This window comes from Microbulbifer maximicatervae (SeqCode), from assembly GCF_052467695.1.
In genome coordinates this window covers 1,219,409-1,234,889 of the sequence record NZ_CP174320.1, presented here as the reverse complement: position 1 = coordinate 1,234,889, position 15,481 = coordinate 1,219,409, and the positions used below count along the sequence as shown (strand labels likewise).

Here is a 15,481-nt window from a genome sequence, read left to right as displayed (position 1 = left end):
ACTAACTGCCAGCAAAATGCCGACATTCCTGTCGGCTTTTTTATGGTGTTTGAATAGGATTCTCCCATGCGCATCCCGCGTATTTTTTCCAAGCAGCCTCTGGCTTCCGATCAAAAAGTAGACCTGGATGAGCTGGCTTCCCGTCACCTGGTAAAAGTACTTCGCTTGAATGCGGGCCACCCTTTAGTTCTTTTTGACGGCAATGGCGGTGAGTACACGGCGGAGTTGATCGAGACCGGCAAAAGGGCGCGCGCGCACACGGGAGAATACTGTGCAGAGGATCGCCAGTCACCGTTGGCACTGACCCTGGCGATCGGTATTTCCCGTGGCGATCGTTTCGATTGGGTGATACAGAAAGCTACTGAGCTGGGAGTTGCGGCGATACAGCCGCTGTTTACCGAACGTTGTGAAGTGAAGCTGTCCGGGGACCGCTTACAGAAAAAACTGGGTCACTGGCGCCAGATTGCTATCAGTGCCTGTGAGCAGTGTGAGCGCAACCGGGTGCCGGAGATTGCCGAACCGATAAAGCTGGCGCAGTATTTACAGAGTGAATCTGCTGAAGCTGAGCCCCAAGCCAAGTTGGTACTGCATCACCGCACCGAGCTGGATCTGCGCCAATGGCAGGCGGAGCGCGGTACACCGGAATCCGCCCTGCTGCTGGTAGGTCCAGAAGGCGGGCTATCGCAGGTGGAAATCGATGCGGCACTGACGCAGGACTTTATGCCTCTGCGCTTGGGACCAAGGGTGATGCGCACTGAGACAGCGCCGATAGCAGCATTGTCGGTATTGCAATTTCAATGGGGTGATTTGTAAGTCACTGAAGGATTGGACTCGAGAGTATTCAGGGAGAAAAGAGAATGATAAAAGCATTTATCTGGTTGTTGGGCATTGTCATCGTTGTGTTATCACTGGCGATTATTGCCAAGCCGAAGCTGGCACAAAGCCTCAGCGAGCGGCTTAACGAAACTGGCTATGCCCTCTCCGCCTGGGCGCGAATTATTATTGGCCTGATCCTTTTACTAATTGCAGACACTCGCCACTGGTATATTTTGTTCAATGCCCTCGGCGTACTGGTGCTATTGAGTGGTGCCTATATGCTGCAAATTGGTTTTGAGCGGGGCAAAGAATTAGCGGTTAAAATTTCCCGTGGCAATGAAAATTTCCTGCGTATTAGCGGCGTCATCGGTGTCATCCTCGGCCTGATGCTGCTCTCTGCGCGTTAACGATGTAGGTTCCCATGTCTTCTACCGATTTAATTATTTTTGACTGTGATGGTGTGCTGGTAGACAGCGAGAGCATCGTCTGTCGCATATTGGCAGAAGAAATGAATCGCCTGGGCTTGCAGACCACCGCCGAGGAGCTGGACGAGCAGTTCAGCGGTCGCCCGGCCAGGGACTGCTTGGTGGAAATCGAGAAGCGCTTTGGCGGACCACTACCGGATAATTATTTTGGCAATACGGAGCGGCGTATCCGCGAGGCGTTCCAGCAGGAATTGCAGCCGGTTGTGGGTATCGAAGGCCTGCTCGACCAACTTCAACAGCTGGGTCTGCGCAGCTGCGTGGCCTCCTCGGGCTCTCACCAGAAAATGCAGCTGACACTGAATAAGACCGGTTTGTACGATTATTTCGACGGGCGGATTTTCAGTGCCGACGATGTATCCCGGGGCAAGCCCTGGCCAGAGCTGTTCCTGCACGCGGCAGATGCCATGGGGGTGGCGCCGGAGCGCTGTCTGGTAGTGGAGGACTCCATTGCCGGTGTCTCTGCGGCGGTCTCTGCAGGTATGCGCGTGGTTGGCTACAGCGCTCACCCAGTGCGGGGCCCCCAGCTGGAACAGCAGGGTGCCCGGGTAGTCACTGACATGATGGCAGTCCTGAACTTTATTTAATGGCCTCAGTGGCCGGGGCTTCCGGTTGATCAGCGCTTTCGCTGTTCTACACTGAATTTGACGTCGAGAAACCGGAAGCTGTACCTATGGCGGGTAAATTCTTGTCTGCCAGTTGCCTATTCTTATTGGCCTTTACTCTGGTGGGCTGTGACCAGTCCGAATCCCCAAAGAAATATACGCTCGAACCTGTCGATGGAATACAGTCAGGTGACAGTGAGAAGACTGCCCGAGCAGCGGCCCCCTTTGCCGATGAGCTGGTGAGGTTTTTACGGGGAAATAACCGGTCCATCGGGGACACATTCCGCCTGCGCCTGGAGTTCGATCCCGGCGGTTTTGCCCCCCGCATAGAAACCATTGCCGATCTGGAAGCCTTGCTGGTGATCATGCGCGATTTTTCAGAGATGCGAATCTCCATTGAGGGGCATACAGACAGTGGCGGCGATGCGAAGAAGAATCTCAGCCTGTCCCAGCGTAGAGCGGATTGGGTAAAGCATTTCCTGATAGAGCGGGGCGTCTCCGCTGACCGTATGGAAGCCCAGGGCTACGGCGATACTGATCCGATTGCGGATAATGAGACAGAGAAAGGCAAGCGGGAGAACCGCCGCCTGATGATCCGGGTACTAAATTTTGATCGTGTTCCCAGCAAACTGCCGAGGCGCTAACCCCGAACAGCTTGCAGGTGAAGAGCTAGCTTAGGATAGTGTCTCAGCTAGAGGCATTACCCAATTCCTCACTGGAATTTACCGGCGCCTTTGGGGCTTGGTTGGAAAATATTTTCTTCATTAATTTTCCAGTTTGACGCAATCCAATAATACTCTGCGCTGTGAGCATACCGGAGATCATTGCACCGGCTACGCCGCAGCTCATCACATCCTGCCCTGTAAGGTAGAGCCCTTTGACCCGGCTTTTGGGTCTCAGCCAGGATTGCTCAAAGCGGTTGGGATCGTGATCCAGTCCGTAGATCTCTCCCCGTGGGTAGAAGCAGAAATAATCCGTGGATAACGGGGTTGAAAGCTCGTAGTAATCGATTTCCCCACGCAACTGCGGCATGTGCTTATACAAATGCTCCAGCAGGCGCTGGCTAAATGCCTCCTTCAGGTCCTCGTAATCATCTCCCCGCTTGCCCCAAGGCTTGTCGTGCCACTGGGCAAACCAATCGTAGTTGGCCGGTGCCACAATTTCGATAGTGGCGCGGCCCGGGTAGCGCTGGGTAAAGGTGGGGTCTTTCGCAGACGGGAACGAAATATAGACTAACGGTATTTCCTTATCCTGATCGTCGATAAAGGCCTGCATATCCTCTTCGTACTGATCGCTGGAATAGATCCAGTAATTAGTCTTGGGCAGGTTTAATTCTTCCGCAGTTTTTTCCAAGCCAATATACAGACACAGGTGAGACATGGAGCGGTTGACGGTGTCCAGGTCGCGGATATATCCCATGCGCTCACTGGTGCTGCGCGGTAACAGCTTCTCGAAGGTATTAAATACCCCTGCGCCGGAGACAACTAATGGCGCTTCGATTTCATGTCCGTCGGACATTCTTACACCGCGAACCTGATCCCCATTCATCAGGATGGTTTCCACCTTGGCATAGGTAAATACATCTCCACCACTGGCCTGGATTTGGGGAATAATCGTTTCGGAGATTTTGCTGGCGCCGCCGACAGGATAGTAACCGCCATAGAGATAATGCTTGGCGATCAGGGCGTGAATAATAAAGCTGCCCTCGGATGGGGTCATGCCATTATCACCCCACTGCCCTGTCAGCACAGAGATCAGCTTTTCATTGCTGGTGATTCCACTGAGAACTTCGCGGGTGGTTTTATTGAGCCAGGCGGGTTCGCGCAGCTTTCTCCACAGGCGAATAAAAGGCCCACACCAGGAGGGCAGCATTTTTTCCATTGCCAGTCGCTGCATGGCTTTGGCAACCACATTCAGCCGTTGCAGGTACTCCTCGATATTCGCGCGCTCATCGGGGAAGTGGCTGACCAACTCATCGATAAATTGCTGGCGGCCGGCTTTCAGGTCGTATTGTTTATCGCCAATACAGATGCGGTCATAGGTGCTGTCCATTGGCGCCCAGTGCAACTGGTTATTGGAAATAAAGTCGAAGATCTTGCGGGTCATGGTGGGGTGTTCGCCCACATCGCCGATATAGTGGACGCCGACATCCCACTCATAACCATTGCGGTCATAGGCGTGGGTGTATCCCCCGGCAGTGTAGTGTTGCTCAAGGACAAGTGCTTTCTTGCCCATGGCACTGAGCATCGCAGCACAAGTCAGACCGCCAATGCCTGAGCCGATGATAATGGCGTCGTAATTGCCTTCCAGGCGGCTCGGGCGATAGCGCCGACCAATACGCAGCCGGCTTGGTTTTGGGGCACTGCGCTTCTTCTCAGGGGTCTCTGTCATGATGGCCTCGCCACTATTGTTTTTATTCCTCAACCATAGCGCCCCCTATCGAGCTATGCAATAAGTTGCATATTAATGTTCTGTTTATCTATTGTGCACTTTTATATGTTTCGCATACAATTTATATATAAAGTATATCAAGGTTTGGGTTATGGGCATCGTCAAGATATCCGATGAGCTACACGATGAGATTCGCAAGGCCAGTACGGTGATGGCCCGTTCAATTAATTCCCAGGCGGAGTACTGGATCAAGATTGGGATGCTGGCGGAGCTGAACCCGGAATTAAGCTACAGCGACTTGTGTAAGAAGTTGCTGCGCAATCAGGCATTAACCCTGGAAGAGCTGACACGTGAGTGAAATAAAAATAAAGACTCCTGATGAGCAGGAGTTAATGCGCCAATCGGGCCAATTGTTGAGTCGTGTATTTGCCATGCTGGACGCCTTTATTGAACCGGGGGTCTCGACAATGCAAATTAATGAGCGGGTAGAAGAATTTATTGTCAATGAACTCAATGCCCGCCCCGCCAGCAAGGGGCAATATGATTATCCCTACGCTCTGAACACCTCAGTCAACGAAGTAGTCTGTCACGGCATGCCCAGTGATAAGCAGCTACTGCGGGAGGGAGATATCATCAATGTGGATATTACCCTGGAGAAATCTGGCTATATTGCGGATTCCAGCAAAATGTATAGCATCGGTACCGTGACCCCTATTGCCAGAAAACTGGTAACCACCTGCTATGAAGCTATGTGGGCCGGTATTGCCACGGTAAAGCCGGGAGTTACTTTTGGTGATGTCGGCAATGCAATCCAGCGCCATACCGAGCGCAACGGCTTCAGTGTCGTACGGGAATATTGTGGCCACGGTATTGGCCGGGAAATGCATGAAGCACCTCAGGTTCTTCACTTTGGGCGGCCTGGTTCCGGTGAAGTTTTGCAGGAGGGAATGACATTTACCATTGAGCCCATGATCAATCAGGGAAATCGTAAAACCAAACTCAAGAAAGATGGCTGGACTGTAGTAACTAAGGATAAAAAGCTATCGGCCCAATGGGAGCATACGATTTTGGTAACTTGTGACGGTTATGAAGTGCTAACGCTTAGGGATGAAGAGAGATCTTCTAAGATTAAATAGCGGCCAATTAGTGATCGTTAGGTAGATAGCAATGGGTAGCGAGACACTTTATATTTTCGCTACCCACTGTTTTCAATAGATATTTTAATCCAGGCATGCAGGTTCTGCTGCGGTAAACGTGTTAAAGACCCAAGTATTGGTGCCGCTGCAATCGCCCGGATCGGTATCATCTTCCAAATCGTAAGGTGAGTTATTGAGAGAGGTATTTCGAACAATCTTGTTAAATTCACTACCCTCGATAAATATACCAATTCCTCCCTCGCCATTATCCTCGACAGTATTTTGAGTGATGAGAGTACTTGAAGTAAATCTAATTGGAATTCCTAGGCCGGCATTTCCGGTTACAAGATTGTTTGAGACTGTAGAGAAGTCAGCTTTATCTCCCTCATCGCCTTCCCCTACGGCAATTCCATCATTTAAGCCATCGGTAACAATATTTGAAAATACATTGGTGAACTGTCCATTCACCTCGATACCCTGATTGCCGCTACCACTGATATTATTAAAAGTTATACTATTAAACATTCCCCTTAATTCAATACCTGAATTGTCAATATTGGTAAGGGTATTTCTAAGTACTATATTTGAATTCCCCCTAAGCTCTACACCATCCCCACTTTGAGTTGTAGAAAGGGTGTTATCTCTTATAACTGTATTATTAGTTTCTACATAAATTAAATCACCAAACATATCAGTAAGGTTCATAGAATAAATGACATGCCCTCCCTCCCCTTCAGCAACAATACCTCTTCCACAACCGGTGATCGAACCATCAAATACCTGCGCGCCAGTTCCGGTAAGAAGTATTGCTGCGTCTGCTTGATTGCTCTCATCAATACAGGTGAGTTGATAACCATCCATATCAAAAATTCCAGTGGGGCCATCTACGGTCAAAACTATCTGGTCTGGCTCTGTGACTTCACAAATAAGATCCTCTGTCAGTGTGGTTGGTGAAGTAATCGTATCACCACATTCAACGGCGACTGCTGAAAGTGGAATAAGTAATCCAGAAAATATAATCGTTACGTGAAATTTACATTTTTTCATCAGGATGTCTCGCGAAGTGGATTTCTAAATAAAGGTGGTTTGCACGATTTTGCTATTCGCAAAATTTATAGAATTTTAAATTGATTTAATCTTGCCTGGATAATACTCAAATGAAATCTGTTTTCTAATTCTTAGAAGAATTCTAGATTTGATTGTGATCTTTATTAATTTACGCGCCAGGTTTTGATGATGTCATCATTAGATAAAGCTATTCGGCGCCTTTGGAAGTTGGCAGCGGTGCCAGTTCGCTATTGGCTTGACAGATCTGTACTTTCTCAAGATATACTGTATTTTTGTACAGTATTATAGGTGAGTTGTTATGCGCCCCAGAGTTATAGTTTTTGATAATGAACCCATAAGAATTTGCCGCTATAGGTCCAGTTATGACAGCCGCCCTATGTACGCGATTAGTATTTTGAACTATGAAAAGTACGTACGTCGGTTTTCTGTTGCTGTGGGAGTGGATTTGCGCAAGGAATTGGAGTTAACCTTGTGCCAGATGAGAGGGATCGAGAGTAATTTAAGGTGGCTGTCCGAATATACTGAAAAAACCAGTTCAGCGGGATAAGTGGGAGGCTCTGGGTGTGTAGTGTCTTTGATGTCAGTGATCATGCGGGTATGGAACGCTTTCTCGATACTTATGGTATTCGGGGTGCCGGACATATGATTTACGGTAGACGCCGGAGGCCCACCCAGCAGGTGTCTATCGTAACTACACGGAATGGTGCTGCTGAAATAGAAAATGCCATTTGGCATCTCTACCTTGAGAGGCATGGTGATACTTGGCGGCCCCATAAAAAATACTGGTCCATCAACAGTAATTGGAAAAAACTGGACTCCAGGCCGGAATATCGCAAGTCCCGCTGCTTAATTCCCGCTACAGCCTGGGTGGAAAGCCAAGGTGGCAAGCACCCGGTGGAATTCAGTTATGGTGAGCCTTTTTTCTTTTGTGGTTTGTATAAAATCTGGGGAAATTTACTCAGTTGCTCAATCATTACTTTGGACTCCCACCCAGCCACTAAGCGCTACCATGAAAAGTCACTTCCCATGATTGCGCCCAATCGCCCAGATTTTGTAGAGTCCTGGTTAAATTGTGCGGCGGCGACAGAAGATTTTAGCCCATACCTGAAACCATCCATTGAGTACTCGGGGAAAATACTTACGGCTCATCCTTTGCTGAGGGCAACTTCTACGGAGTATATCGGGGGCCCTATCCCCGTAATTGAGTAATTATTTGCCCTGGGATATCGGAGTATAGAAAAATTTAAATTGCACAGCCTAAATTGTACTCCCGGCGCGGCATATCAATTAGCTTCGTTCTTGAACTTATACTTCTTTCGTGAGGTGCAAAATATGCGCTGGTTTCATCTAGAAGATCTACAAAGCGATTAAGCCGATATATTTGTTTTTGGCTTAAAGTATCTTGTGCAAGAAGCGCATTGATTTCTGTGCTAGCCAGCTCCTTTGCTGCTATATCTTCTGGCAGGCCACTGCGAGTACATAATCCATAAGTCCCCTCAATAAAGTGTTGCCATTCCTCTTCGATATGTTGAGAAATTCCGGATGAAAATTTTGGGTTTCTTGATTCGTATCTTAAATTTTGCAATTGAGCTATTTTAGCCATATATCGATTAGCAAAGCATTGATAAATAGAGTTAAAGTCTTGCTTAGCCTCTATGATACCAATCCAGCTGGCGTAGCCTTTTGCAAAGTACTCAACTGCCTGTTTTTCGGAGTGGGCTCCAAAAAAGGATTCACAGCTCCATTTAATATTGAGCTTATAGGATGGCTTTGGCATAACACCCTCATCCTGGTAGCGCTGCAATTGTAGTTCGCTGATTTGAGTAGCCTGAATAAGCTGCTCTTTGGTTAGGAAGTGTTTATCCAGATAATTAAGCAATTCCACTGAATGTGCTCCAAGGTAGAAATCGAATGGAATTCTAGCGCCTGGAGCACTTAATACTTCGATGTGAGCCGAAGCATCTTTTCCCTTTTAACAGGTCTTGGAGAATTTATTCCTGCAGGAAGAGAATATCCGTTCTAATAATATATTTGATTCCTCGGGTGATTGGAGTAGAGCTGTGAATTCTGTGTAAGGGATGCATTCCATGAGGGAAGCACAGTACGGCTCCGGCAGGTGTGCGGACATCGATGTGTAATAAAGAGTCCCGACTGGGTTGTTTTAGGGGGGCATCTGCATTCACCCTGAATCGGGTTGCACCACCTTCAAAATCTTCACTCAGCAGTATTAAAAACGTCATTTCACTATAGCGATCGGGGTAGCCATTGGTGATCAACTGGTTGTTGTCAATGCGGCTACCGGGCCAGGCGCCATCGGTGTGGAACTGGAAGAAATCTCCCTCACCATAGCGATAAAAGCGAAAACGCCGATTTATGCCAACAGCCTTTCTTCCACCAAAGTAACCATTTAAGTCCTGCGCCAGGTTTCGGCATCGCTGCCAGATCTGCCGCTCTGTAACCTCGTCAACCACCCAGGTCAGGTTGTCGTTATGACGGACCTCCCGGGGCAGGGAGACGGCTGCATCCGGTAAATAACCCACCGCTTCAGTGATATCAATCAGCCGTTGGCATTCGTCTTTTGAAAAGACATTGAGCAATTGGAAGGCTCCGGGTACCTCGGCGATATCTCGTCGTGAAACCGGTTGCGGTGCTTGCTCGGCCAGCGCCGCCGGGTTTTTACTGCGTGTAGCCCAGGTGGGTAGAGCCGGGTGTTCTGCTCCGGGTTCGCGGGCGATAACAAAGAAGTCATCCAAGTGGGTGACAGTATCAATACTTTCAGTCGTGGACATCTGCTGTACTTCTATAGAAAAACTTTTAAAAGACTTAGCGGTTTAAAACGGTAATTTGGGCAAACTGCCGGTGCCCTTCAGCTCCGCCGTGGAAGCCAAAGCCACTTTGCTTGGCGCCCACCCAAGGTGAGCCGCCAGCGCCCTGGTTGATGCCAATCATTCCCGCTTGCAGCTGGCTGGCGACTTGCTCGGCCTGTTTGCTTTCACCAAACACAACCGCACCGAGACCGTAAACAGAGTTATTGGCCCGCTCGACCACATCGTCCACTGAGCTGAAGCGGTCGATGGCTACGATAGGCCCAAAAGTCTCATCATCTTCCACCAGCATGCCCGGTCGAATACCGCTGATAACTGTGGGCGGAATAAACGGCACCTGTGGATCGCGCTCCCCTAGAAGAAGCTTTGCGCCTTTATTCAGGGCATCGTGGATATGCTCCACCACCTTTTGGTGTTGGCGGTGATTAACCAAGGGGCCGATATCCACCTGTGGCTCCTGCCACCCGCCGACACGATATTGCTTCGCCAATGCCACCACGGCATTTTCAAATTTATCGGCAATTTTTTCGTCCACATAAATACGCTCTGTGGAGGTGCACATCTGGCCTGAATTCTCAAAACTGGAGCCAACGGCAAATTGTGCAGCCTGGGGAATATTGGCGCTCTGCAACACGATCATTGGGTCATTGCCACCCAACTCCATAACCAGGCGTTTCAATGCCGGAGCGGCATTGGCCATAATTTTCTGGCCCGTTATTCGCGACCCGGTAAAGGCGACCATATTGATGGGGGATTTCACCAGGGCTTCACCGGTTGCGCCATCGCCGTGAGCAATTTGTAAAATGTCCTGAGGCAGGGTTTGATTGAGTGTTTTCACCAATAAGTCAGCGACCAATGGCGATTCTTCTGAAGGTTTTAAAATCACAGCGTTGCCGGCGACCAGGGCGGGAACAATCAGGTTATTGGCCATGGCCAGTGGATAGTTCCAGGGGGAAATAACCGCAACAACGCCCAGTGGCCGATATTGAATTTCGCTGCCGCCACTGCGTTTTGCCCGCAGGGCTTCTCCGGCATCCCCCGCTAACCAGGCACCGCCTTGGACTACGCCGCCGGCTTCATATTGTGCACGCCGGGCATCTTTGCCCATTTCGCGGCTGATAAGTTGTGCCAGCTCTCCCTCTTCCGCATCCAGTTTTGTGTAAGCCTGCTGAAGTAGTTGTACCCGCTCCTGAAGAGATTTACTCGACCACACTCGCTGCGCTTTGTGGGCTTTCTCCACCATGTCCTGAATATCTTGGGGCTTGCTGACAGGTAGCGATCCGATGGCCTCTCCGGTTAGTGGATCAATCGATCGAAGTATATTTTCCATAATGAGGTCTCACTCAATCCGGCCACTTTATTGAGTGGCCGGGTGTTTTCTTTAAAGCGTTGGTGTTATTGGTCAAACAGGGCAATAGTGCGAATTTCCAGGCTGGTTCTGCGTGGTGCCCCTGCACTTCCCGGTAGGTCGAAAGCGCAGTGGGGAACACCGGTTACATCGCCTCGATGCTGGCTATCGAAGACCCGCAGTAAAATGCCTTCGCCGGGCTGCATATCGCTAAACCAAATCCAGCGGTGAACCGGGTTGAAACTCAACACCGAAATCTGCCCTTTTCGCTCCGGGTAAATTAATCGCATATTGTGGAAATCACTGGCGGCGACAGTGCGCAGGTCCACCATTGCCAACGGTGACTCCTGCACCGGGCGCAATAGGGGCAGCCAGAGATTAATAAACTGGTAGCGCGGATAATCTGATGGCTTGTACCCCCGGGCCTCCAGGGTTTCCTTTAGCTGGCGCTCTGCGGACCAGGGTGTGTAGTCGTTGTGCACCAATTTCACCGGGGATCGGCGACTGCGGCTCATCTCCGGTGTCGCATCAGTCGATGGTTGGGCTCGCAATGTGTGGTCAAAGGTCAGTACCTTTGCTGCACCCAGGTGAGCGCCTATCCAGGATTCAATAGCTGGATACCATTGGGTGCGAATCAACTGGTCGCGCTCCTCAGGGCTGGGGCTACTCCCTGAGGGTTGGTCCAGCGCGTGTAGCGCATCATCCAGCTGGCGCAGGTTTATGCCGAGCATAGGGCGTACCAGCTCAAATCCCTGGGTATCGAGACGAAAACGCTCCCCGGCGGTTTTCAGGGCGCGACCATCGTAGATGTGGACCTGCTGGGAAATAACATTCTCGACCAGATTGGCGGGCCCGGGGCCCTCTGAACGCTTGTCGTACACCAGATCGCTACTGGGATCAGCGTAGTGAATAATTGCTGTAACTAATTGATCCTGAAAGGAGGATCGGGCTGCGGTTTGCATAGTGAACTCTCCCCCCACCGAAGTGGATGCCATACGGGCCAATCTACTCACAATGCTAGGGTTACGTGGATACAATGAAAACCAAGTAACAGTTGTGAGTGATACAGGTTTGAGCAGAAATCATCGGGCGAACCCACTGGAGCGGCTGGAGTTACGTCAACTTCGCTTAATGAACGCTATCTTGCGGGAACTGAACTTATCCCGGGTGGCTGACCAGCTGGGTGTGAGCCAGCAAACAGTCAGTGAACAATTGAAACGCCTGCGGGAAATCTTTGATGACCGGCTGTTTATTCGCACCAGCAACGGTGTTATTCCCACCCCTCTGGCCGAGCGCCTGGCTCCCAAATTGGATGAGATCCTGAACAATGTCGCGGCGCTGCTGCGTACGGATGAATTTGACCCGGCACAGCATCGGGGCATCTTTACCATCAGTGCAACAGACTTTGAGCAGCGGGTGGTACTGCCGGTTCTCCTCAAGCAACTGCGTCAGCAGGCCCCGGATATAAAAGTCGTGGTGCTTAAGTTGGAGATTGATCGCATGGCCCAGCAACTGCAAACCGGTGAAGTGGATCTGGTGTTTAGCACGCCGGGATTTGTGCCGGATAACAGTCCCAGCATGTTGTTGTATCGAGAGCGCTACGTCTGCGTATGCTGCCAGCACACCGAAATGCCGCACAGCGCCAGTCAGCCCTTGGGAATGGAAGAGTTGGCAGCTTTGCCACAGCTGGTGGTATCACCTTCCAGGGGGGATCTGCGGGGCATGGCGGATAGTTGGTTTGAGCAGTTTGGTTTGGAGCGCAATGTGGTGCTGTCTGTCCCCTCTTTTGCCGCCGCAGCCGAGTGCATTGCCTCTACCAATACCGTTGCCTTTTTGCCCTCGCGACTGTTGCCTGATCCCCGACTAAAAACACTGCCTATTGTCGAACAGCCCCCGGGGTTTGATGTGATTGCCGCCTGGCATACTCGCAGCAGTCAGGACCCATTGCACAAGTGGATTCGCACCCTATTGGCACAACAATTTCCCAGCAGTTAGTAAGAGAGGTAGCGCTGCTAAACTTGAGCATTCCAAGTGTTCCGGTAGTGGTCGCCATGCGTGTAGCATTTTTTCTGCTGATATTTTTAAGCGCTTCTGTTTACGCTCATACCAATTTTACCGAGCAAATGGGTATCCCCCACTTATTTGCCAAAGACGCACTGGTTGAGGAAATTAAAAAAGTGGATTGCACCCTCTCTGAGGGGCGCAAGACCCAATGCTGGATGATCGTGGTAAAGGCAGAGCCCAAGCATAAAATGGGGCCTTGGTGCCCACGCAATGTTGTCGACCCAATTACGTCTGGCGGTATGATGTTTATCAAGCAGCAGATAGTGCCGATTGATGGACCTTTCGTTAAAAATGCCGCGACCTTTTTCTCTGATCCAAAATGGAGCCTATACGATCCCAAAACCGGGGCGATAAAGGTTACCGATTCGAAGCAGGCCTGCGAGATGGCCGCGCGGCCTGATGTGGCACCGCAATACAACAATTACTGCGTGGAGTGCCTGGCCAGCTATATGGGCCCGGATTTTCATACCCGCTACCTGATCCCCGTGCAGCCTGCCAAGGCCAAGTCAAAGCAGAATCCCGATGGTTTTTCCGGTTATGGGGTCGCTTTTAATGGGGTTAAATTTGATATCGCTGCGCCCATCGGTGCAATTTTAGGCGCACACACCTTAGCGCCAGTGGATGCCTGCGGTGGTCATGTAAACCCCCATGTGGGCTATCACTACCACGCTGCCCTGGGTTGCAGTCAAGCCTACCCGTCTGCAGCAAGCCATGCTGCGATTGTCGGTGTCGCTATAGATGGCTACCTGATCTATGCGCGGGAGAATGCCGATGGCCGCGAGCCCGGTGACCTGGATGAATGCCGAGGCCATGAGTTTGCCGACCTGGGCTACCACTACCACGCCAACCTCGCTGCAGAAAACGATATCCTGCATTGCCTAAAAGGGGTGAGAGGTTGTGCCCTGGCCGGCAACCAAAGCCAATGCGATTTCTCCCATCGGGGACCTCCCGGACCACCCAGGCGTTAACTCAGGCCCGATTGTTGCTTCAAATAGTGAAAGACGAAGAGAGTCTCAGCGCTCTTTTTGGTATTGATATCAATAAATAGCGCCAAATAACTGTCATTTAAGCCCCGGACTTGATCTGACCGTCAGGTTTCCTTCATGGCCCTGGGACATAATGCCTCTAACTATTTCAGGTAAACCGGAATACCAACTATGAGCAATGGTACGAATTTCTATTTGATCCGAATGGTTGAATCCCTCGGTGTGCTGGTGCGCACTCGCCTTTGGATGCAGATAGTGATTGCCATGATCCTTGGGTTAACAGTTGGCCTGCTGCTATCTCCTGAGGGGGCCGCGCTGGTGAGCCAGGATCTCAGTGCGGCATTGGCCAGCTGGTTTAAGCTGCCGGGCTCCATCTTTCTGAACATGATCCAGATGGTGGTGATACCGCTGATTATGTCCTCAATCATTCTGGGGCTCAGTGGCAGCGGGAATGTCAGTCAGCTTAAACGTGTCGGGTTGCGAATCGCCCCCTACTTTGTCGGTACCACCACCGTTGCGGTGATTATCGGGATTATCCTGGTCCAGTTGATCCAACCTGGCGACTATATCGATGAGTCCCTGCTCAGCGCCGCCACCGAGTTGCAGGCTGCGAGCGCCCCTCAGGTTATGGAGTCCAAGCCACTCCCCGAGCGCATTGCTGAATTGATTCCCGCCAACCTCAATGAAAGTATCGCCATGCGCAATATGTTGCAGCTGGTGGTCTATGCGATTTTTATTGGTGTTGCAGTGATGCTATTGCCGCAAAAGCAGCGGGAAACAGCGGTATACGCCTTTGGCATTATTCAGGAGGTGGCACTTAAGGTGGTTGGCTGGGCCATGCTGTTTGCGCCCCTGGCCGTATTTGGCCTACTGGCAGATATTGCTATTCGCGTCGGCCTCACTGCAATTCTGGGAATGTCTGTGTATGTGGGCACCGTAATTCTGGGACTACTTATTCTTCTTAGCTTTTACCTGATTATTGTTTCCCTGGTGACCTCCGTCGGCCCGATCACATTTTTGCAGAGAATTAGCGGAGTGCAGCTACTGGCATTTTCCACGTCCAGTTCCGCTGCTGTTATGCCCCTATCCATGCGTGTTGCCGAGAGCCCTCTGGGAGTAAAACCATCCATCGCCAAATTTATTGTGCCCCTGGGCGCTACTGTAAATATGGATGGCACGGCGCTTTATCAGGTAATCGCTGCGGTGTTCCTAACCCAGGTATATGGCATCGACCTGACAACCGCGCAGCTAGTGGGGCTGACTGTGACCACCGTTGGCGCTTCAATAGGTTCTCCCAGTACGCCGGGGGTCGGTATCGTAATTCTGGCGACAATTCTGGCTGGCATAGGCGTACCGCCGGAAGGTATTGCGCTGATTCTGGGGGTGGATCGGATTCTCGATATGTGCCGTACAGCAGTCAATGTGACCGGGGATCTGACAGCCTGTCTGGTGATGGACCGCTTGTTAGGCAGCGACAACCTGGAGGAGGAATCCGCCCAAACGGCTTGACTGTCAAAGTGATGGCTTAAATGAGGGTTCCCGGTTTCTATTGCGGCATAACTAGAATCTCCAGAGTACGAGGGTCTTTTTGACCCTCGTAGTATTTCTCCAGGACTGTATCAAACAAAGTTCTGCCCTCTTCTGCCAATGCAAATAAGGCCATAGAAAATTTCATCTTAAAATCTTAATTACTTCTAGTGTATCTAAAGGAAGCTTGAAATAGAGAAAAAGTGGCATATGTAAAGTATGGGTGATCTTTA

Annotated in this window: 17 protein-coding genes; 10 read left to right on the top strand and 7 right to left on the bottom strand. The window is 50.5% G+C overall.

The window, feature by feature from the left end:
- Nucleotides 1-66 precede the first annotated feature (66 nt).
- The 4 genes from ACJJI8_RS05330 (at nt 67) to ACJJI8_RS05315 (ending at nt 2,547) form a co-directional block, all read left to right on the top strand.
- A complete protein-coding gene (locus ACJJI8_RS05330) occupies nt 67-813 on the top strand; it encodes a 16S rRNA (uracil(1498)-N(3))-methyltransferase (RefSeq protein ID WP_444934472.1) in 747 nt (248 codons plus the stop codon).
- 44 nt (nt 814-857) lie between these two features.
- Nucleotides 858-1,223: a hypothetical protein gene (locus ACJJI8_RS05325; protein WP_282930692.1), complete on the top strand. Its 366-nt coding sequence runs from the start codon at nt 858-860 to the stop codon at nt 1,221-1,223.
- 14 nt (nt 1,224-1,237) lie between these two features.
- Nucleotides 1,238-1,885, top strand: a complete 648-nt coding sequence (locus ACJJI8_RS05320) for an HAD family hydrolase (protein WP_282930693.1) — start codon at nt 1,238-1,240, stop codon at nt 1,883-1,885.
- 86 nt (nt 1,886-1,971) lie between these two features.
- Complete coding sequence (locus ACJJI8_RS05315; protein WP_444906891.1) at nt 1,972-2,547, top strand: OmpA family protein; 576 nt, start codon at nt 1,972-1,974, stop codon at nt 2,545-2,547.
- Nucleotides 2,548-2,590: 43 nt separating this feature from the next.
- On the opposite strand, the gene ACJJI8_RS05310 is transcribed toward ACJJI8_RS05315, so the two are convergent.
- A complete protein-coding gene (locus ACJJI8_RS05310) occupies nt 2,591-4,294 on the bottom strand; it encodes a phytoene desaturase family protein (protein WP_413663774.1) in 1,704 nt (567 codons plus the stop codon).
- A gap of 151 nt (nt 4,295-4,445) precedes the next feature.
- Here ACJJI8_RS05310 and ACJJI8_RS05305 point away from each other — a divergent pair, with 151 nt between their 5' ends.
- Nucleotides 4,446-4,652, top strand: coding sequence for a ParD-like family protein (locus ACJJI8_RS05305; RefSeq protein WP_413663773.1), 207 nt, complete (start codon nt 4,446-4,448; stop codon nt 4,650-4,652).
- Nucleotides 4,645-5,430 carry a type I methionyl aminopeptidase gene (gene map, locus ACJJI8_RS05300; protein WP_444934471.1) on the top strand — a complete coding sequence of 262 codons (786 nt, stop codon included), beginning with the start codon at nt 4,645-4,647 and terminating at the stop codon, nt 5,428-5,430. Before ACJJI8_RS05305 ends, map begins: the two co-directional genes overlap by 8 nt.
- A gap of 84 nt (nt 5,431-5,514) precedes the next feature.
- Here map and ACJJI8_RS05295 read toward each other — a convergent pair whose 3' ends face one another.
- On the bottom strand, nt 5,515-6,477 hold the full coding sequence (locus ACJJI8_RS05295; RefSeq protein WP_444906893.1) for a right-handed parallel beta-helix repeat-containing protein: 963 nt from the start codon (nt 6,475-6,477) through the stop codon (nt 5,515-5,517).
- Between the two features lie 582 nt (nt 6,478-7,059).
- Between ACJJI8_RS05295 and ACJJI8_RS05290 the strand changes: the two genes are divergently transcribed.
- Entirely contained in the window at nt 7,060-7,707 is a 648-nt protein-coding gene (locus ACJJI8_RS05290; protein WP_444934470.1) for an SOS response-associated peptidase family protein, read from the top strand.
- 34 nt (nt 7,708-7,741) lie between these two features.
- Here the strand turns inward: ACJJI8_RS05290 and ACJJI8_RS05285 are convergent, their stop codons facing one another.
- The 4 genes from ACJJI8_RS05285 to ACJJI8_RS05270 form a co-directional block, all read right to left on the bottom strand.
- Nucleotides 7,742-8,383, bottom strand: a complete 642-nt coding sequence (locus ACJJI8_RS05285) for a DUF6058 family natural product biosynthesis protein (RefSeq protein WP_444934469.1) — start codon at nt 8,381-8,383, stop codon at nt 7,742-7,744.
- Nucleotides 8,384-8,489: 106 nt separating this feature from the next.
- On the bottom strand, nt 8,490-9,287 hold the full coding sequence (locus ACJJI8_RS05280; protein WP_444934468.1) for a prolyl hydroxylase family protein: 798 nt from the start codon (nt 9,285-9,287) through the stop codon (nt 8,490-8,492).
- A 34-nt stretch (nt 9,288-9,321) separates the two neighbouring features.
- Entirely contained in the window at nt 9,322-10,653 is a 1,332-nt protein-coding gene (locus ACJJI8_RS05275; protein ID WP_444911780.1) for an aldehyde dehydrogenase family protein, read from the bottom strand.
- Between the two features lie 65 nt (nt 10,654-10,718).
- Nucleotides 10,719-11,633 (bottom strand): CmcJ/NvfI family oxidoreductase, encoded by a 915-nt coding sequence (locus ACJJI8_RS05270; protein ID WP_444906898.1) that lies wholly within the window; start codon nt 11,631-11,633, stop codon nt 10,719-10,721.
- A gap of 94 nt (nt 11,634-11,727) precedes the next feature.
- Here ACJJI8_RS05270 and ACJJI8_RS05265 point away from each other — a divergent pair, with 94 nt between their 5' ends.
- From ACJJI8_RS05265 to ACJJI8_RS05255, 3 genes are all read left to right on the top strand, one after another.
- Entirely contained in the window at nt 11,728-12,666 is a 939-nt protein-coding gene (locus ACJJI8_RS05265; RefSeq protein WP_444934467.1) for a LysR family transcriptional regulator, read from the top strand.
- Nucleotides 12,624-13,703 carry a YHYH protein gene (locus tag ACJJI8_RS05260; protein ID WP_444934466.1) on the top strand — a complete coding sequence of 360 codons (1,080 nt, stop codon included), beginning with the start codon at nt 12,624-12,626 and terminating at the stop codon, nt 13,701-13,703. Before ACJJI8_RS05265 ends, ACJJI8_RS05260 begins: the two co-directional genes overlap by 43 nt.
- Before the next feature lie 189 nt (nt 13,704-13,892).
- Nucleotides 13,893-15,230, top strand: a complete 1,338-nt coding sequence (locus tag ACJJI8_RS05255; RefSeq protein ID WP_444934465.1) for a dicarboxylate/amino acid:cation symporter — start codon at nt 13,893-13,895, stop codon at nt 15,228-15,230.
- A 37-nt stretch (nt 15,231-15,267) separates the two neighbouring features.
- Here the strand turns inward: ACJJI8_RS05255 and ACJJI8_RS05250 are convergent, their stop codons facing one another.
- Nucleotides 15,268-15,396, bottom strand: a complete 129-nt coding sequence (locus tag ACJJI8_RS05250) for a DUF1810 family protein (protein WP_444895717.1) — start codon at nt 15,394-15,396, stop codon at nt 15,268-15,270.
- Nucleotides 15,397-15,481: the final 85 nt, after the last annotated feature.